We start from the raw sequence: 17,767 nt of genomic DNA on the forward strand, positions 1-17,767 counted from the left end.
GGTATTTTAGAAAAAATGGTGATACAAAAAAAACACATCATCAGGCGATGGTGTGCTTTTTGGTGCTGGGGGAGGCCGGGTGGTTGCTAACCAACCTTACCATAAACAATTTAACCATTATGGAATATATTGTTATATAAAACGAGAGGAGGGCTGTCTATGACTGGTACCGACCAGTCAACTCAACTAACTGAAGAGAGTGGTCAGACCCATACACATGAGTTTTTAGGAAGTACAAAGTTAGCGGAAGAAGGAGAAGACAGGCATAACCACCGCTTTGCAGGCGTTACTAGTGAGATAATACTAGTACCGGGTGGCCATATTCATGCAATGGTAGTTAACACTGATTTTTTTGACCATCTGCACGAAGTACCCGTTAGAACAGGGCTTCAAAGATTTGTCGGCAATGGTAAACACGTTCATTTTGCTGAAGGGAATACTACGTTCAACGATGACCATTGCCACAAATTCCAATTTGCAACTTTAATAGATTCACCTCTTCTTCCAGAAGAAGACTGTCCTTAAAACCTAGTGTTTAATGGCACAGAAGCTAGGAATAATTTTCTAGCTTCTTCTTTATTTTTGATGCATATTGAATACTCTGCATAAATCGCTCAATTTTCTCCGGGTCCTTTTCCCCCGGTTTATTTTCAACCCCTGTCAGGACATCCACTGCAAAGGGGTGTATCTTTTGAATTATTGGCAGGATATTAGTTGGATTTAGGCCACCTGCCAGGATAACCGGCAAAGAGCTCTCTTGTTGGATGGTTTTAAATGTTGCCAAATCGACCCTAACTCCTGTTCCACCAGGCATTGAGTTGGTGTAGGAATCCACGAGTATAGCCGCTATCCCGGTTTTAGCAAGTACCCGTGCCGCCGTGGCAGGATCGGAGATTTCGAAATCACACTGCCCGTTACTATCTATCCGCAAAGCCTTGATTGTTTTTATCCCCCGTATTTTTAACCGGCGGGCTAATTCCTTTATCTCTGCCAACGTTTCTTGATAATGAAGCTGAACGACATTAGGATTAGTTTTACTTACCAGCGTCAAGACTTTTTCGCACGAACCACCTGTGACGATGCAGGTACCGACAAACGGAGGAACCTGCCCAATGAGCTCCCTGGCTTTTGCCGGAGTCAAGTTCCATGGTACTGGAATAGGGTACTCTACAACAAAGCCGAGCATATGCACACCGGCGCGCACACACAGATTGATATCCCGGCGGTTCATTAAGCCACATATTTTAACACGTGTCAATAGCTTTACCTCCCGGCTTCGCTGAGCACCTTATAGAATGCCGGCGGATTCTGAGCCCGGAGTATGGCAGTTCCAACCAAGACCGCATGAGCTCCTGCTGCAGTGGCACGTAACACGTCATCAGGGGACGCAATCGAGCTTTCGCTTAATAATAAAGCCCCAGGGCGGACTAAACCGGCTAGCTTTTCAGTGGTATTAACGTTTCCGTCATCCATTTCCCATTCCATGATGTTCCGGTTATTAATGCCGAGAAAGGTTACCATTAACTCGTTTCCAGCAATAATCTCCGCCTCGGTATGCGTTTCGACGAGGGGTTCCAGTCCAAGCGCCCAAGCCTCATCAATAAGTTCACGCAGTTGTTCTATCTCCAGTATTGCAGCAATCAACAGTACCCCACTGGCTCCTATCTCCGCACTCTCATGTAATTGTTCACGAGTAGTAATAAAATCCTTACGCAAAATCGGCACTGAGGTAGACTGTGCAATCTGTCTTAGCAATTCCGGGGAACCCCCAAAATGCTCTGTTTCGGTTACCACCGAGAGGACCGGGGCACCGGCCGCTGCCAGGCTTTTTGCCAGCGCTATGGGATCTCTGCCCCTTAGCAGGTCGCCTGCCTCCGGGGACTTACACTTAATGTCCGGAATAACCGGTATCTTACCCAAACGATGCCGGGTCCACAGCGCTGTAGTACATTTCGTGCATGCCATTTCAAACCACCTTTTTGTAGTCATGCGAGGCAACTATAAGCTGTTCCAGTTTGTTTTGTGCCGCTCCACTGTCAATAATCTCCGCAGCATATTTTATGCCGTCCGCGAAAGAATCTGCCTTATCGCCTATCATCAAGGCTCCGGCAGCATTCAATATAACTGCCCGGCGACGCGGGCCTTTGTCCTTGCCGGAGAAAACATCCCGGATCATGGCAGCATTCTCTTCTGGAGTTCCTGTTGCTATTTCTGCAAGGGTACAACGGGACAAGCCAAAATCCTCAGGAGCGATTTCGTATCTGCTGAAAGACCCGTTTTTTAGTTCAATAATTTTGGTTTTACCCAAGAGGGAAATTTCATCCAAGCCGTCCTCACCATGAACAAAGAGTGCCCTCTTATAACCTAAAGATGCGGCAACCCGGGAAACTATATCTAGCAGCTCCGGTTTATAGACACCTAAAACATGTTTTGTCGCCTTGGAAGGATTAATCAGTGGTCCAATAATCGTATAAAAGATGGTCTTGATACCGAGATCCTTTTCCGGCGGCAGCACTTTACCCATAACCGGATGGAAGAGAGGTGCATAAAGAAAGGCAATGCCTATGTCTTCAATAAGCTTCTCCACGCCATTAGGACTTTGATTAATTTCCACATGCAGAGCTTCCAAAACATCAGCGCTGCCGGAAAGACTAGCTATTGATCTACTGCCGTGTTTGGCTACTGGAATACCTGCTGCTGCAGCTACAAAAGCAACCGAAGTTGAGATATTAAACGTGCTTAAGCCTCCACCGGTACCGCAGGTATCCATAAGCTCATCATTTACCTTCGGGTCTATTTTATTACATATGTCACGCATTGCCCGGGCAATTGCCGTGATTTCCGTTAAGGTCGGGCCTTTCATCAGGAGGGCTACCTGAAAACCGGCAATCTGAACATCACTCAGTTCATCATTTTTAATGGCTACAATCAGGCTGTAAGCCTCTTCTGCAGTTAAATCTTCTTTTGTAGTCAATTTCTGTAAAATGTTTTTAATCACGCTACTCTCGCCTCAGTTCATTATTTGATATTTTTATAAAATTTAATGTTTTTTTCCATCATGGATGCCAAAGTGCCCACTCTACATGTTATTGGTACTCGCGGGCTTGTGAAAAATAAAAAAGCTTTTGCCCCTAATCAAAGGGACAAAAGCTGTAAGCTTCTGCGGTACCACCCAAATTGACGATAAATCGCCCACTCATTTTGCATACCATCATATGCACCCTACTGATAACGGACAGGGTTCCCGTCGGCGCCTAATCTCTTTCGATTTCGGGCCGCCCTCGCAAGTCCATTCGGAATCATCACTGTAACCGCATTCTCACCAACCGGCGGCTCTCTGAGTACAGCCAATCATTCTTACTTCTCTTGCTCATCGGTTTATTTTTTATTATTACGGAAAAATTCTAGCATTAAAGTTTATTCGCGTCAATCACTTTAAGAACGAAAATAGCTGGCTAATTCCCGATACTTTGTTTAAAATGAAAAAAGCGGGGGAATGCAACCATGCGTAAGGATATATATATTGCAGATGACGAACAAAACATACGTGATGTTATAAAATCTTTTCTGGAAAGTGAAGGATACCACGTCACCGCTTTTGAAAACGGTGATAAGCTTCTTGCTGCTTTTAAAGAAGATCCATGTGATCTTGTAATCCTTGACGTCATGATGCCGGGATCCAACGGTTTTGCCATATGCTCAGAATTGCGCGAGATTAGCACGGTGCCCATAATCATGCTTACGGCACGTGATAGCGACATAGATTACGCCACCGGGATAAATCTCGGCAGTGATGATTATTTTACCAAGCCTTTTTCCGCCCTGTCTCTGGTCATGCGGGTTAAGGCGATATTCCGCAGGATAGAATTTGATAAAGGTCAAGACAATTCTTCTCCGCGCGTTCTTACATATGCCGACATACAAGTCAACTTGAATCACAAGACCGCAATGCTTGGAGGCGCTCCTTTAGAGCTTACGCCGAACGAGTACAGTCTCTTATGCTACCTCATCGAAAACAAAGACAGGGCTATATCAAGGGACGAGCTACTCAGTAAAATATGGGGATACAACAGCGAAGTGGAGACCCGAGCGGCGGACGACACCGTGAGAAGGCTGCGCAAGAAACTATCGGGCAGTAGGACGGTAATCGACACGGTATGGGGCTTCGGCTTTCGTCTAAAGGAGCGTGAAGCCGGTGAGTAACATCAGCGGACGCAAGATAAGCATCCGCACAAGGATACTCGTTATGGTGCTGTCGCTTATCGCATTCATTTTTTTAATGGTCCTGACCGTTTTTAACCTGCTGGTTGGAGAATACATCAAGAGCAGCGTAAACGAGCAACTTAAAGATGCAAGGAAACTAGTGCATTATGAGGCGATACCACCAAAACTCCCGTCGGACAGGCAACCTCCGCCGAGTCCAGAATCCATCCCCGACATGCGAAGGCTGCCGGTAGGCCCAATGGACAAGGCAGAGGTGATGGTTGTCTCAGATAATTATGAACTCATCTTCCCCAATTCGAGCATGGCATTTATACAAAAATTTGATGAAATAACTGCTTTAGCTGCACAGCTGAAGCATGAGCAGGTGGACCTGCAAAGCAGCGAAATCACACGGGTAAAGGCCTCCGACCGGGAGTACTATTTTGTGTCGGCAAAAATGCAGCCAAACCCGCTCGGCAGCGTATCCTATTTGGTGTACTATATCGACATGACGGCAATCAAATCCTTTGCAAGTCGCATCAATATTGTACTTTTGGCGGTCATGGGTATAGCCGGGATTCTGGCTGTAACGCTCTCTTTCTTCTTGTCCGGTCTGATTGCAAAACCTGTTAGGGAGCTTACCCGGTTCGCCATGCGAATCGGCAAAGGAGATTTTTCGAGAAACACCTTTAATTACAGCGATATAGAGTTAGCGGAGCTAGCCGAGAGCATGAACAAAGCAGCGGCTCAGCTTGATACCTACGACAAGGAGCAAAAACAATTCTTCCAAAATGTATCCCACGAGCTTAGAACTCCGCTGCAAGTCATTAAGTGCAATGCTGAAGGCATCGAGCAGAGGATTCTGGACCCCGAAAAATCAAGCCGGGTGATCATAAGCGAGACCGATCGGCTAAGCGAAATGGTTGAAGATTCCCTTTACCTCTCGCGTATCGACAACATAACAACAGGCAGTAAAATTGAGGAATATGATTTGCGCGAGCTGCTTTCTAACTGTGTGGAGCGTCAAAGAAGCTTGGCAACGGATCGAAATATCCAGTTCGTTTTTAGATTTGATGATCAGCAGGTAAATATGTGCTGCGACGAAAAGCATATGTCTCGTGCCTTTTCAAATCTCATATCGAACGCAATCAGATATGCAAAAACCGGGATCACACTTACATGTCATCAGGTTAGCGGCAGGATAACCATTTCGGTAGCCGATGATGGTAAAGGTATATCGAATGAAGACCTGCCGCATATCTTTGACCGTTTTTACAAAGGTAACGGGGGTAATTACGGTATAGGGCTTTCCATTGTAAAGTCAGTTGTTGAGCAGCACCACGGCAATATTGAAGCTCAGAACACCGGTATGGGAACCCTCTTTACAATCACCTTTTAAAGGCCAAGCAGGAACAAAAAAATCTCTATTAAAAGGAACAGAGCAGTTACCGGGCTGCCTGTTCTCTTTTTTTGCGGCATTTTTGCGTCATTTTTACCACCTGTTTTCGGTGATTTGCAGCTTTCCCCCGGACTAAAATAAAAATGGTAAGAAAGGGTTGCCATTGGCTATCGTCAATCCTTTCGGGTATGGATTGTTTTGCAAAAAAAGTGGGGTGATTATTGATGACCGGCTTAAAATATCGTAATGAATTAAAACACATCGTTTCTATGGCGGATGCACTGGTGATCAGAAGCAGGCTGTCTTGCATGCTACGCAACGATAAAAACGCCGGGCTCGATGGCAGATACCATATCCGCAGTTTGTATTTCGATACTCCGGAGGACAAGGCTCTCTTTGAAAAGATGGAAGGGCTGCCGATAAAGGAAAAATTCCGCATTCGCTTCTACAATCATAATCACGGCTTCATTCGGTTAGAAAAAAAAGTCAAACACTACAGCAAAACCGCCAAACTTGGCGCAAGTTTAACCAAAAGTGAGGTACAGGATATCCTTGACGGCAGTATCACTTTCCTGAAAAAGTCGGATCAGCCATTACTGCGAGAGTTTTACCTTAAGCTGAGGACGGAAAGGCTGGAACCCAAAACAATAGTCGACTATATGCGGGAAGCCTACCATTACACGGCCGGCAATGTACGAATAACTATGGACAGTGATATCAGAACGTCCATAAGTTCCACCGACCTCTTTGATGCCGTCCTGCCAAACGCAACAGCACTGGATTCCGGCTTATGCATACTTGAGGTCAAGTATGACGGTTTTTTGCCCGAGTTTATCCAGGACATTGTGCAGCTGAACAAGTGTACCTCAACTGCGTTTTCCAAATACGCGGCCTGCCGTCTGTATAATACGTCCATCCGAGGCATTATGTAAACACCGAAGCTAGGCATTAAAAGGAGTGGGTTAATATGGAATTCAACTTTAACGACATTTTTAACACTAACTTTCTGAAAAAGGTATCCGGTTTTTCCTTCACCGACGCGGCTCTGGCCATAACAGCCGCTTTCCTGGTGGGCATGTTCATATACCTCATCTACAAGAAGACTTTTGGCGGTGTAATGTATTCACGGGCATTCAATATCTCGCTTGTGCTGCTGACCATGCTGACTACTTTAGTTATTCTGGCCATTACCTCAAATGTAATCATCGCCCTGGGCATGGTAGGCGCACTATCCATCGTTCGCTTCCGCACCCCTATTAAGGATCCGATGGATTTAGTCTTTCTGTTTTGGTCCATAGTCGCAGGTATAGTGATTGGCGCCGGCCTAATACCCCTGGCCGCACTGGGCTCGGTAATTATCGGCATCATACTTATCGCCTTTGTCAGCCGGAATGTTATTGAAACACCCTACATCGTGATCATTAACTGCGCGGACGAGAACGCTGAAGGCAGTGCCGTGAACCTCATGAAAAAGGTCTTCTCCAAATACCGCGTAAAGTCTAAAACCGTTACCGCGGGAAAAGGTATTGAGCTGGTATATGAGATACGATTGAAAAACGGGGAGACAAAGTTTATTAATGAGCTGTCAGCCATACCGGGTATTACAAACTCCGCTCTGGTAAGCTTTAACGGAGAATACGCATCCTAAAGGAGCGGATGGTTATGACAAACACCAAGCTGATATTACTATCCCTGGTGCTGGTAGTTTTTGCAGCCCTGTTTATTGGGGCCTTTACAGTGTTTGGCACCGGTACCGTTAAGGTCTACGGAGATGAATATGTAACCAAGTATTTTCAAAGAGACAAAGTCATGCAAGTAAACATTCAAATCGATGAAGCTGATTGGAATCATATGATGGCCAACTCCACTGCAGAGGAATTTGTCACGGCTACAGTTGTTATAAACGGCGATGTCTACTCGTCGGTGCAAATAAGACCCAAGGGCAATTCCAGCCTCATGTCGGTTGCCGGCAGCGACAGCAACCGTTACAGCTTTAAGATAAATTTCAATGACATAGTCGAAAACCAGACTATGGCAGGGCTGACCCAGCTAAACCTAAACAACTGCTTTTCTGATCCCTCTTATATGCGGGAATATCTCTCCTACCAGATTTTTGAGGAAATGGGGGTAGCCGTTCCGGCTTTCTCCTATGCTGCTGTATCTGTAAACGGTGATTATTTTGGGCTTTATCTTGCGGTGGAGAGCATATTGGAGCCATTTCTGGAAAGGAATTTCGGGGACATTTCCGGGGACCTGTATAAATCCATGGGTAATACCCTTAAATATAACGGCGACAACCCCTCAGACTATTCAGGCCTGGAAGTGAAGAGTACACTAAAGAATGCCGATTGGTCTAAACTGATCAAAATGCTTGAGGTGTTGAATAACGGCGGTGACATTGAAAAATACCTCGACGTTGAAGCGGCACTAAAATATATTGCCGTCAACACGGCCCTGGTTAACTTCGACAGTTATCTGGGCAATTTCGGCCACAATTACTACCTTTATGAGCAAAACGGCGTATTTACAATAATCCCGTGGGACTTAAACATGTCCTTTGGTGGGTTCGGCTTCGGTAGTGATACTTCCAGGCTATATATCGACGAACCGACCCAGGGGGCGCTTGCCGACAGGCCTCTAGTAGCCAAACTATTAGCAAACGAAAAGTATCTACAAGCCTATCATGGTTATCTGGAACAAATCACCACCAAGTATTTAAGCGGCGGCTACTTGGAGGCGGAAACCGACCGGCTGTACATACTGATTTCCAAATATGTCAGGACTGATCCCACAGCCTTTTTCAGCTACGAACAGTTTGAGCAAAGCATTTCCGGCACTGACACCGGCAGTCCTGTGGAAGATAAAGAAACGGTAAGAGTAATAGAGGGCCGGCAGGAGAAAGAAAATGAAGATCCCGCCCGTAATGGCTTCCCGGTGAACAGGAAATGGGGTTTCGGCAACAATGCCCCCGGCATCCTAAAGCTTGCTGCCGACGTATCCGATGCAATACAAAAGCAGCTCGCCGGGGAATTACACTCCACCAATAACGGCAACGGAATGGGCATGGGCAGAGGCATGCCTATGGGCGATATGCCCGGTAATAATGCCACAGGGCCACCTGGTCAACAGCGTCCCGGTGGGAATGTTGATATGAGGGAGCGGGAAGGCGGAGAGCGGCCGCCCGGAGGGATGGCGCTACCGCCGCGAGGTGTGGGCAGGGAGGCCATTGAGGCGCTTGGGCAGGAAATCAGGCAGGCAGGTGAGCTCACCGGTGAGCTGCGTAATAAAGCCGAAAAACTGGGCATTCCTAATGATATGCTCGAAATGATGGCTCGCAGCCGGGAGCAAATAATGTTTGGCGGGATGGGCCCGCCTGAAGGTGATGATGGTAATCGCCCAATGGGTATGGGCAGGCAACAACAATCACCCGTTGACAAAAATGCGTTAACCAGGCTACTGGCAGTATCAGGGGTACTTATTACAGTAGGGATAACCATTGCCCTGTTGTTCAAGCGCAGAAGATATTATAAAGCTTGATAGTAAACGTAGAGCCTCCCGGCCTGTATTACCAGGAAGCCAATGGGGAGGCCACGCTATACCTTCCGGTAGGTATGACTTATTACAAATCTTAACCATTATATGTCCCGCTTTATATACTATTACTTGGAACTTGCTGCTTGTGTTCATTCTTAATATTGATAATTAAAGCAAAAGCAATAGTGCCATAAGCCACAAAGCTTCGGAAGTATTCTCCCAGGGCAGCGTTGTGGAATAAATTCTGTCCAGCCTGAGGAGAAACAATAAACAGAGTATGGAATAGAAAAATACCTATAATCGCATGCCTTATTTTGGCATCTTTAATACTTGCTCCGCCTGCCAAAAGAGCAGCGCAGGATATCAGGTCGGCATTCATGTGGGCAGTATAGACATCAAACATACCAATATTTTGCAAGAAAAACAATTGGCCAAGAGCTGCCAGTACAGTGGATAAAACCATCGCCATAATCCTGACCATATTTACATTGATGCCGGAAACCTCTGCTTTTTCATTGGAGTTACCCACCGCTTTGACTTTCTGGCCAAATCTTGTATTTAACAGATAGTAAATTAAGCATGCAAACAACAGCACCACCAGAATCATAAATAATGGAATTTCAATGTTCCCAAGTTTGCACAGCCAGAGTTTATCAATAGTATTGCGATACATATCTAAATCAACGGCATTTCTTACCCCGATACCCCGTGAGAGAATAATTTCTTCATTGCCAATGGGGATAATAGTTCCGAAGCCTACTAAGAAAACCAGTTGATACAAGCTATTGGCCAACGTTCCAATGATAATCGTGACTATCATTTCTTTCCCTTTGACCATATTCAAAATATGTCCAATAACCAGGCCTGCCAACGTGGAAAAAGTTATACAAAGGAGAGCTACCAGCAATATGCCAGCGATTCCATTTACCTGATAATTGATGACAAATAATAGTGCTGCTTGTGCACACATAGCCCCTACGGTAACGGCAAAATTAAGCCCCATACCCGCCGCTATCGGAATAATTAACGACAGGACTAAGATGCCGTCCCTGATAAATCGGGTGATAACCTGGTTGAGTACGAACGCGCCGGATAGTCCGGAAAATTGCCAGGCCAGGTACGAAAGCAGCAAGAATATAATGGGTACCAAGCGCTCGCTATGAAAAAGCTTGTCTGCCTGCTCTCTTTTGTTCAATGGCTGAGCCTCCGTCCAGATCTATGCAACAAGGCGTATAAAATAATGCTGTAGGTGATCAGGGACCTTAAGATTTCAGTTATCTCAGGGACCAATATTTCATTAGCGATAGGAACACTAAGCAAGTAAATGGTTTGCAATAGATAGGTTCCCAGCACCGCCTCAAAGATGAAGGCTCTCCGGCCGGTACTGCCTCCTATTAATATCGCTGAGATAGCCGGAAAATACATCGCTAACGGTTCATCATAAAGCTGAATGAAACCATAACTTTGCGAATATACACAAATGCCGATTCCGGCCAGAACTGTAGAGAGGATTATGGCAATAAGTCTAATTTTAGCTATATCAATTCCTGACAGCCTGGAAAATTCTTCGTTTTCCCCAGTGGCAATGGTTGCCCGGCCTACCTTAGTTCGGTGAAAAAGGGCTAATAATAAACATATCAGGCTGAAAAAAGCTATAAATCCCAGGGGTATTTCTACAGCGCCTATTTTCGCCAGAGCCATATTGTCCAAAATATTATTAAAGTAGGGCTCCAAAGATATTTTAGGCCGCAAGCCCTGACCACCAATGGGATAGAGCATCTGCCTGTTTTGAAATGGCACCAGAGTCCAAAAACAGTTCATCAGGGGGATCATTGACAAACCGATGAAAGTACCGGCAATTTCCTCTCTGCCCTTAACCTTGTTTAAGAGCATCCCGTAAAGCCAACCGAGCATACAGCAAAAAACCACACTCAACAATAACGAAGTGAAAAAGCCCGCAAAACCGGTAAGCCTGAAGTTCACGGTGATACATAAACCGAGTAAACCTCCGATAATACCCACGGGCAGACCAAAATTAATACCTGCACCTGCATTAATCATGGGTATTAAGGCAAGCACGAGTACCCCGTTCATCATCAGCTTAATCAAGGATTCGTTAAATAAATCAACTAAATCCAAATGTAACATATAGGCTAGTCCCACTAAAACACATAGAAAGATTAAAATAATTACCTGGGGCGGCTTGATTCTGTAAACTTCCATTTTATATGTTCTCTTCACCTGCCAGTGCTAAGCCAAACTCGACGTCTGAGGCATCGGGAGATAATATTTTAAAAAGCCTTCCCTCGACCAAAACGGCTATCCGATCACAAATACGTTTTAATTCATCCAGTTCACTTGAAGCCATCACAATGGTAGTTTGTTGGCTGCGGTTTGTTTCAATCAGCATCTGGAGGATTTTTTCTTTGGCTGAGATATCAATCCCCCTGGTTGGTTCTGCCACAAACAACAATTTGGGATTGACGGTCAGAGCCCTGGCAATGCAAACTTTTTGCTGGTTTCCGCCGCTTAATTCCTTGATTTTTTGCGTTATTGCCGTACATTTTATTTCGAAATCATGTACCAACTGCGTTACATACCTATGAGCCTTTTGCTGATCAAGGAAACCGGTAAAAGGCCGGGGCAGGCGCAAAGAAAAGAGATTTTTTACCTGGTTGCCCGTAAAAATAATATTATCTGCTACGGAATGCTCAGGGAGTATGCCCAGTCCTTGCCGGTCATCCGGCAGTACATAGATACCTTTAAGAATGTTGGTTCTAGAGTCCATCCGGTGGAGCTTTTGCTTGCCATATATAACCTCTCCGGCCGCAGGATACAAGCCCATCACACCATAACCCAAAGCCAGTTTGCCATGCCCGGAAAGACTGGTAATGCCTAATATTTCACCTTCATATACCGTCAAATCCAACTCTCTTATTTCCTCACCCGGCATTGCCACCGAGAACTTTTTAAAGATCATGGCCGGGTTGTTGCTGACTGTCCTGGTGGGGGCAACCGCTTTTGTGACCGTATGGCCAATCATATCTCTGGCCAGGTTGGTGGTGGATATCTCCCCCTGGTTATACCGGGACACCACTTCTCCATCTCTGAAAACGGTTACCCGGTCACAGATCTGCTTGATTTCTTCCAGTCGGTGGGAAACGAATAAAATCGCTACTCCGGCACGCGACATAGCCAGTAAGACGTTAAGCAATAGCTGGGCGTCATCTTTATTTAGGGTCGCCGTAGGTTCGTCTAATAATAAAAAATTCAAATCCTGGCGGCCTATTTCCCTGGCCATCTCAACAAATTGCTTGATATTGGTGGAGAGATTGCGCACTTTTAGGCCGACATCAATATCCAGACCTAACTTATTTAGTATTAACGCCGCACTTTGAGCATTTAGTTTTTTATCTACAAAGGAATATTTATGGCCAAACAACCGATTGGTAAGTTTATTGGTTATTTCACGGCCCAGCTTAATATTTTCAGTTATAGTAAGCTCAGGAATTAAGGCAAATTCCTGGTGTACCATGCCTATACCCAGAGATATCGCCTCAGCACAGTTATTTAACCGGAGCAGGTGGCCCCGGTGATATATTTGCCCCTGGTAGCCTCCAGTCTCACGGATGATCCGGTTGCCAAACAAAATATTCATCAAAGTACTTTTACCTGAGCCATTAGCGCCAACAAGGCCATGTATCTCACCGGCTTTTACCGTTAAGTTAACATTTTTTAAAGCAGGGATCCCGTAATAGTTTTTGCTCAGGTTAATAATTTCTAAGATATTACCCATGACATTAATTATACTCCGAATGGTGTCTTGCTCTAAACAGTGCCGGTAATAAAAGATAGGCTGTCCTATACCAAGACAGCCTTTTGTTCTGAAGATTGGTTATAAATGATAAATTAGTAGAGGATGGAATCCATAATCACAACATTATAATTCTCAAGTGCAGGGCCATCTTCAGTTGGTTTAAGCTTACTAAAGGTTACCGGGTAGCCCAATGTATCTTTGGCAAATTGGTTTAAACTATCCAGACTCTGGAAATCAAAACCTGGATCTTCAATCATTTGTTTAGCCAGTTCGATGGCATATTGAGGTACGAATACAGTAGCCGGCATGGGCCAACCACCAAGTCTGCCGGTCATACCTGCGGCGGCTGCTTTTTCGCTAATCATTTGATTAAGCTTATCCCAGTTCCAGGCATCTTCTTCGGAAATTTCCAATCCCATAACGGTGGGGTAAGCTTGAGTTGGTGTAGGACAGCATTGTTCAGCAACCATAAATTTTTCTTTCAGCGCTTCATCAATAATCACATCATACATCGGGCAGTTTGTCCCAAAAATATTAGTATCTTTACCGTATTTGGCGATTTGGCGGGGAATATCCTCCCTTAAGAACTGCAGCATTGGTCCTGTTCCGTCACCGGTTTGCGGGTCGGGGGTAACTACCTCAACCCATTGCATACCCAATTGATTGGCGGTTTTTTCCATCATGTTTTTTCTTTGCGAAATCATTTCTTTGGCCAGATGAGTGGGGAAGGAATAGTGAATTATTGTTTGAGCGCCCATTTCATGTGCCTTGCGAGCAATAGTTTCGCCTCTGCCAATCATGTCTGTATCCAAATTAACATCTACATATTTTGACATCAGCACGGGGTCGTCCCAAATAGGAGCAGTCATCGTGATAATGTCGGGTTTTGTTTCTTCCACTTTCTGCAAAGCCGGCAGTAAACCTGATTGTCCTGAAATAACTATAATGGCTTTCATTTGCGGGTCATCGGCCAAAGAAGTAATCTGGCTTATGGCTGTTTCGATTTCGGTGGAGAAGTTTTCCGGCAGAGTGATGTGTTTAACGATGTCAGGGTACTTTTCAGCCATCATAGCAGCTGTCCTGAACTCATCTTCACTGGTGGATAATGTTGGTGTAACGACACCAATTTTGTATGTAACGGTATCATTAGTTACTGTGCTGCCACATCCCGATAAAACACCGGCTGCGAATAAAAAGCATAATAAAATTGTAATTGTTTTCTTCATTTGTTACTTGCTCCTTTCCTATTAAATTAACTACTGAATACAATAATAATTAAAACATTCTAACCCGTCCAATTAATATTTTTTATTTAAAAATTAAGTATCATAAGCTTTGTAATATAGACATGGAAAAACAGCAACACCAGGTCCAACTAGGCTTCCGTTGCCGGCTAGACGTTCTAATGCAGGAACGAATCGGTTTAAAACTTCATCCGACGCTTTTTGCTCCAGGAAAGTGGAATGGGTTATTACAGCTGTGGGTAACCTAACAAATATAAAATGCTAAGAATGGGGTGTAAAGGTTTGGAGTTTTCGGATAGACTAACCAGAGGGTTCCTGGCAGGGTTAGTTGGCGGCATCCTCATGGACATAATAAGTTATATTTCCCTAAAACTTAAAATAGCCGATTTACACCATTCGGATTGGCCAGCCATTATCCTTTTCGGTCATCAACCCACTAATACTATAGAAGCCGTTTTTGCCCTATTAATTCAATTGATATTCGTAGGTTTTTTGGGCATATTGTTTACTTATTTAGTCACCGGACTATTTTCAAACGAAAATTACCTTTTTAAAGGCTGGTTATTTGGCGTAATATCCTGGTTTATTATCTATGTAATAACTTTTTTGGCTAAAATACCCGAATTGGCACCTCTTGATACAGGCACCGCTATAACGGATTTTATCGCCGGTTCCGTTTATGGCCTGGTTCTGGCTGAAACAATACACCGGTTGGAAAACAAAGTATTTAGAGAAATATAATTGTCAAGGATGCATGGGGTCAGGCTTTAACTTGTTTAAATTAACTGTATTATTTGAATAAACAAGGAGAGAGGAGCTACATAGTTAATTCATAGTTAACACGTACAATAAGTACGTGTTTTTACACTTTTGACACAATATTAACTGGATTTGAAATAATCATGTGCCGGAATTTAATAGCGCCTCCAGCTCAATAGAATGGCTTTAGACATTCATTTTTTGTGATAACTAAACTTGCTCCTTTTAAGGCTAGTTATTTGCAAATTATAGTTGACAAAGACTAATCAAGCAATATAATACTAATATCATAGGATTTATGGGAATTGCTATAGCAGTTAAACATTATTGGGTATGCTCTGCTTAAAGGTTAATAAATTTGTTGTCAATTAATCAAATATATTCCAAGTAACAATAAGAAATAAGCCAGGGAGAGATTGAAATGAGTAAGAGAAAGCTAAAATTTGATACTTTGCAGGTACATGCAGGCCAGACAGCCGACCCCACAACGGGCTCACGGGCAGTACCTATCTATCAAACCACGTCTTATGTTTTTAACAATGCCGAACATGCGGCCAATTTATTTGCCTTAAAAGAAACCGGCAATATTTATACCCGAATTATGAACCCCACCACCGATGTGCTTGAACAGCGAGTAGCCGCTCTGGAAGGCGGAGTGGCAGCCCTGGCAGTAGCTTCAGGCTCAGCTGCCGTTACATATGCAATCCTTAATATTGCATCTGCAGGCGATGAAATAGTATCAGCCGGTACTTTGTATGGCGGTACCTATAATTTGTTCTCAGCTACATTTCCCAATTTCGGGATAAAGGTTCACTTCGTTGACCCGGACGACCCTGAGAATTTCCGGAAGGCTATTAATGATAAAACCAAGGCATTATACATCGAAACGATTGGCAATCCCGGTATCAACCTGGTGGATATCGAAGCAGTGGCTAAAATCGCCCATGAAAACGGTATTCCTCTAATAATTGACAACACTTTCGGCACACCTTATTTGATTCAACCCATAGAGTTTGGGGCGGATATTGTGGTTCACTCGGCAACCAAATTCATTGGTGGGCATGGTACATCGCTAGGGGGGTTAATTGTCGACTCCGGTAAATTTGATTGGGCCGGCAGTGGAAAATTCCCTGGACTAACCGAACCCGATCCCAGCTATCATGGGATTAGATATGTCGCAGATGTAGGGCCGGCAGCCTATGTAGTTAAAGTTAGGGTCGGATTACTCAGAAATACCGGAGCTGCGATTAGCCCATTTAATGCTTTCCTATTGCTCCAGGGCTTAGAAACCTTATCTTTGCGCGTAGAAAGACATGTGGCCAATGCTAAAACCATTGCTCAATATTTAAAAGATCATCCCCGGGTTGCCTGGGTTAATTACCCCAGCCTCGAAGGTGACAAATACTATGCTTTGGCTCAGAAGTACTTGCCCAAAGGCGCCGGGTCTATCTTCACTTTCGGCATTAAGGGTGGAATAGAGACCGGCAAGAAATTTATCGACAGCCTGGAAATATTCTCGTTGCTGGCCAATGTAGCCGATGCCAAGTCTTTGGTCATACATCCTGCCAGTACCACACATTCACAGTTATCCGAAGAAGAGTTGGTTGCCGCCAGTGTAACCCCGGATCAAATTAGATTATCTATAGGCATTGAGGATGCCGGCGATTTGATTTACGACCTTGAACAGGCTCTCGCTAAGGCCGCACAAGTTTAATCGGCATGCAACGCTCGGCTGATGTTAACAAACACAGGTTATTACTTGAAAGGGGGGCCATAAATGCCTATAAAAATTCCGGACAATCTTCCGGCAGCTGAGATCCTAACTAATGAGAATATTTTCTTAATGGGTGAGAAGCGCGCTTTTACCCAGGATATCCGGCCACTGCGGATTGTTATTTGTAACCTGATGCCCATAAAAAGCGTTACGGAAACCCAGTTGCTTCGTTTACTGAGCAATTCCCCCCTGCAGGTGGAGATTATTTTTCTATTTATGGAAAGCCATACTTCAAAAAATACTTCACAGCAACACTTGGATAACTTTTATAACACTTTTGAGGATATTAAAGAGCAAAAATTTGATGGTCTCATTATAACGGGTGCCCCTGTGGAACAGCTGGAGTTCGAGGAAGTCAGCTACTGGGAAGAGTTGCAGAAAATAATGCAATGGTCTAAATCCCACGTATTTTCCACCTTGCATATCTGTGTGGGGGCCCAGGCAGGACTTTATTACCATTATGGAGTTCCCAAATATGTGCTTCAGGAAAAAATATTTGGTATTTTCCCCCACACGGTAAACAAAAAAAATGTCCCCCTGCTACGGGGCTTTGATGATGTGTTCCACGTACCCCATTCGCGGTACAGCGAAGTCAGGCGCGAGGATATCGAAAAGGTAGCCGACCTGGAAATACTTTCCGAGTCGGAGGAAGCCGGCGTTTATATAGTAGCTTCCAAAAATGGACGCCTGATTTTTGTTACCGGCCATTCTGAGTATGACGACAATAGCTTGAGGGACGAATACGAGCGGGATGTGGCCAAAGGGTTGGCTATCGCCCTGCCTAAACACTATTTCCCCAATAATGATCCCGGCCGGCCGCCCCTGGTTACCTGGCGCAGCCATGCTAATTTGCTGTTTACCAATTGGCTTAACTACCATGTCTACCAGGAGACGCCCTACGACCTGGATGAATTAAAATAATTCAGTAACTCTAAGTGCGCTCGCAATAGAGCGTACTTTTTTTAATTGCTATGCCTACTGCCGCTGCTTCTCATTTGCCTCCCGAAACGTAATAAAAAGTTTGGCCATTAATGATA

At 44.6% G+C, this 17,767-nt stretch carries 16 protein-coding genes and 1 other annotated feature; of the genes, 9 read left to right on the forward strand and 7 right to left on the reverse strand.

Annotation, left to right across the window (positions count from 1 at the left end; genetic code table 11):
- Window positions 1-159: 159 nt before the first annotated feature.
- Window positions 160-525, forward strand: a complete 366-nt coding sequence (locus SPSYN_RS06340) for a YmaF family protein (protein WP_161821649.1) — start codon at window positions 160-162, stop codon at window positions 523-525.
- Between the two features lie 25 nt (window positions 526-550).
- On the opposite strand, the gene SPSYN_RS06345 is transcribed toward SPSYN_RS06340, so the two are convergent.
- The 3 genes from SPSYN_RS06345 to trpD are packed head-to-tail and all read right to left on the reverse strand — an operon-like array spanning window position 551 to window position 2,998.
- Window positions 551-1,258, reverse strand: coding sequence for a phosphoribosylanthranilate isomerase (locus SPSYN_RS06345; protein WP_202623750.1), 708 nt, complete (start codon window positions 1,256-1,258; stop codon window positions 551-553).
- Between the two features lie 5 nt (window positions 1,259-1,263).
- Window positions 1,264-1,965 carry an indole-3-glycerol-phosphate synthase gene (locus SPSYN_RS06350; protein WP_161821650.1) on the reverse strand — a complete coding sequence of 234 codons (702 nt, stop codon included), beginning with the start codon at window positions 1,963-1,965 and terminating at the stop codon, window positions 1,264-1,266.
- A gap of 1 nt (window position 1,966) precedes the next feature.
- Entirely contained in the window at window positions 1,967-2,998 is a 1,032-nt protein-coding gene (trpD, locus tag SPSYN_RS06355) for an anthranilate phosphoribosyltransferase (RefSeq protein ID WP_161821651.1), read from the reverse strand.
- 138 nt (window positions 2,999-3,136) lie between these two features.
- Window positions 3,137-3,383 (reverse strand) — a binding site (T-box leader).
- A 121-nt stretch (window positions 3,384-3,504) separates the two neighbouring features.
- Between trpD and SPSYN_RS06360 the strand changes: the two genes are divergently transcribed.
- From SPSYN_RS06360 to SPSYN_RS06380, 5 genes are all read left to right on the forward strand, one after another.
- Complete coding sequence (locus tag SPSYN_RS06360) at window positions 3,505-4,203, forward strand: response regulator transcription factor (RefSeq protein WP_161821652.1); 699 nt, start codon at window positions 3,505-3,507, stop codon at window positions 4,201-4,203.
- Window positions 4,196-5,602 carry a sensor histidine kinase gene (locus tag SPSYN_RS06365; RefSeq protein WP_161821653.1) on the forward strand — a complete coding sequence of 469 codons (1,407 nt, stop codon included), beginning with the start codon at window positions 4,196-4,198 and terminating at the stop codon, window positions 5,600-5,602. The genes SPSYN_RS06360 and SPSYN_RS06365 overlap by 8 nt, the downstream gene beginning before the upstream one ends.
- Before the next feature lie 224 nt (window positions 5,603-5,826).
- Window positions 5,827-6,534, forward strand: coding sequence for a polyphosphate polymerase domain-containing protein (locus SPSYN_RS06370; RefSeq protein ID WP_161821654.1), 708 nt, complete (start codon window positions 5,827-5,829; stop codon window positions 6,532-6,534).
- 35 nt (window positions 6,535-6,569) lie between these two features.
- On the forward strand, window positions 6,570-7,250 hold the full coding sequence (locus tag SPSYN_RS06375) for a DUF4956 domain-containing protein (RefSeq protein WP_161821655.1): 681 nt from the start codon (window positions 6,570-6,572) through the stop codon (window positions 7,248-7,250).
- 14 nt (window positions 7,251-7,264) lie between these two features.
- The gene (locus SPSYN_RS06380) at window positions 7,265-9,139 is read left to right on the forward strand and encodes a CotH kinase family protein (protein WP_161821656.1); all 1,875 of its coding nucleotides are present in this window, start codon (window positions 7,265-7,267) and stop codon (window positions 9,137-9,139) included.
- Window positions 9,140-9,251: 112 nt separating this feature from the next.
- On the opposite strand, the gene SPSYN_RS06385 is transcribed toward SPSYN_RS06380, so the two are convergent.
- From SPSYN_RS06385 to SPSYN_RS06400, 4 genes are all read right to left on the reverse strand, one after another.
- Window positions 9,252-10,331 carry an ABC transporter permease subunit gene (locus SPSYN_RS06385; protein WP_243152942.1) on the reverse strand — a complete coding sequence of 360 codons (1,080 nt, stop codon included), beginning with the start codon at window positions 10,329-10,331 and terminating at the stop codon, window positions 9,252-9,254.
- Window positions 10,328-11,359 (reverse strand): ABC transporter permease subunit, encoded by a 1,032-nt coding sequence (locus tag SPSYN_RS06390; RefSeq protein WP_161821657.1) that lies wholly within the window; start codon window positions 11,357-11,359, stop codon window positions 10,328-10,330. The genes SPSYN_RS06385 and SPSYN_RS06390 overlap by 4 nt, the downstream gene beginning before the upstream one ends.
- A gap of 1 nt (window position 11,360) precedes the next feature.
- Window positions 11,361-12,932 carry a sugar ABC transporter ATP-binding protein gene (locus tag SPSYN_RS06395; protein ID WP_161821658.1) on the reverse strand — a complete coding sequence of 524 codons (1,572 nt, stop codon included), beginning with the start codon at window positions 12,930-12,932 and terminating at the stop codon, window positions 11,361-11,363.
- A 113-nt stretch (window positions 12,933-13,045) separates the two neighbouring features.
- Complete coding sequence (locus SPSYN_RS06400) at window positions 13,046-14,179, reverse strand: DUF3798 domain-containing protein (RefSeq protein WP_161821659.1); 1,134 nt, start codon at window positions 14,177-14,179, stop codon at window positions 13,046-13,048.
- Between the two features lie 300 nt (window positions 14,180-14,479).
- Here SPSYN_RS06400 and SPSYN_RS06405 point away from each other — a divergent pair, with 300 nt between their 5' ends.
- The 3 genes from SPSYN_RS06405 (at window position 14,480) to metA (ending at window position 17,651) form a co-directional block, all read left to right on the forward strand.
- Entirely contained in the window at window positions 14,480-14,938 is a 459-nt protein-coding gene (locus SPSYN_RS06405; protein WP_243152943.1) for a YqhR family membrane protein, read from the forward strand.
- Between the two features lie 439 nt (window positions 14,939-15,377).
- Window positions 15,378-16,670, forward strand: a complete 1,293-nt coding sequence (locus SPSYN_RS06410; RefSeq protein ID WP_161821661.1) for a homocysteine synthase — start codon at window positions 15,378-15,380, stop codon at window positions 16,668-16,670.
- A gap of 63 nt (window positions 16,671-16,733) precedes the next feature.
- Window positions 16,734-17,651: a homoserine O-acetyltransferase MetA gene (gene metA, locus SPSYN_RS06415; RefSeq protein WP_161821662.1), complete on the forward strand. Its 918-nt coding sequence runs from the start codon at window positions 16,734-16,736 to the stop codon at window positions 17,649-17,651.
- Window positions 17,652-17,767: the final 116 nt, after the last annotated feature.

This window comes from Sporotomaculum syntrophicum, assembly GCF_009932395.1.
GTDB lineage: Bacteria > Bacillota > Desulfotomaculia > Desulfotomaculales > Desulfallaceae > Sporotomaculum > Sporotomaculum syntrophicum.

Excerpts from the sequence above, each read along its gene's own strand:
- SPSYN_RS06400 (WP_161821659.1), bottom strand. The coding sequence starts at position 14,179 with ATGAAGAAAACAATTACAATTTTATTATGCTTTTTATTCGCAGCCGGT.
- SPSYN_RS06410 (WP_161821661.1), top strand. The coding sequence starts at position 15,378 with ATGAGTAAGAGAAAGCTAAAATTTGATACTTTGCAGGTACATGCAGGC.
- SPSYN_RS06360 (WP_161821652.1), top strand. The coding sequence starts at position 3,505 with ATGCGTAAGGATATATATATTGCAGATGACGAACAAAACATACGTGAT.
- SPSYN_RS06395 (WP_161821658.1), bottom strand. The coding sequence starts at position 12,932 with ATGGGTAATATCTTAGAAATTATTAACCTGAGCAAAAACTATTACGGG.
- SPSYN_RS06370 (WP_161821654.1), top strand. The coding sequence starts at position 5,827 with ATGACCGGCTTAAAATATCGTAATGAATTAAAACACATCGTTTCTATG.
- SPSYN_RS06350 (WP_161821650.1), bottom strand. The coding sequence starts at position 1,965 with ATGGCATGCACGAAATGTACTACAGCGCTGTGGACCCGGCATCGTTTG.
- SPSYN_RS06375 (WP_161821655.1), top strand. The coding sequence starts at position 6,570 with ATGGAATTCAACTTTAACGACATTTTTAACACTAACTTTCTGAAAAAG.
- metA (WP_161821662.1), top strand. The coding sequence starts at position 16,734 with ATGCCTATAAAAATTCCGGACAATCTTCCGGCAGCTGAGATCCTAACT.
- SPSYN_RS06390 (WP_161821657.1), bottom strand. The coding sequence starts at position 11,359 with ATGGAAGTTTACAGAATCAAGCCGCCCCAGGTAATTATTTTAATCTTT.
- SPSYN_RS06340 (WP_161821649.1), top strand. The coding sequence starts at position 160 with ATGACTGGTACCGACCAGTCAACTCAACTAACTGAAGAGAGTGGTCAG.
- SPSYN_RS06380 (WP_161821656.1), top strand. The coding sequence starts at position 7,265 with ATGACAAACACCAAGCTGATATTACTATCCCTGGTGCTGGTAGTTTTT.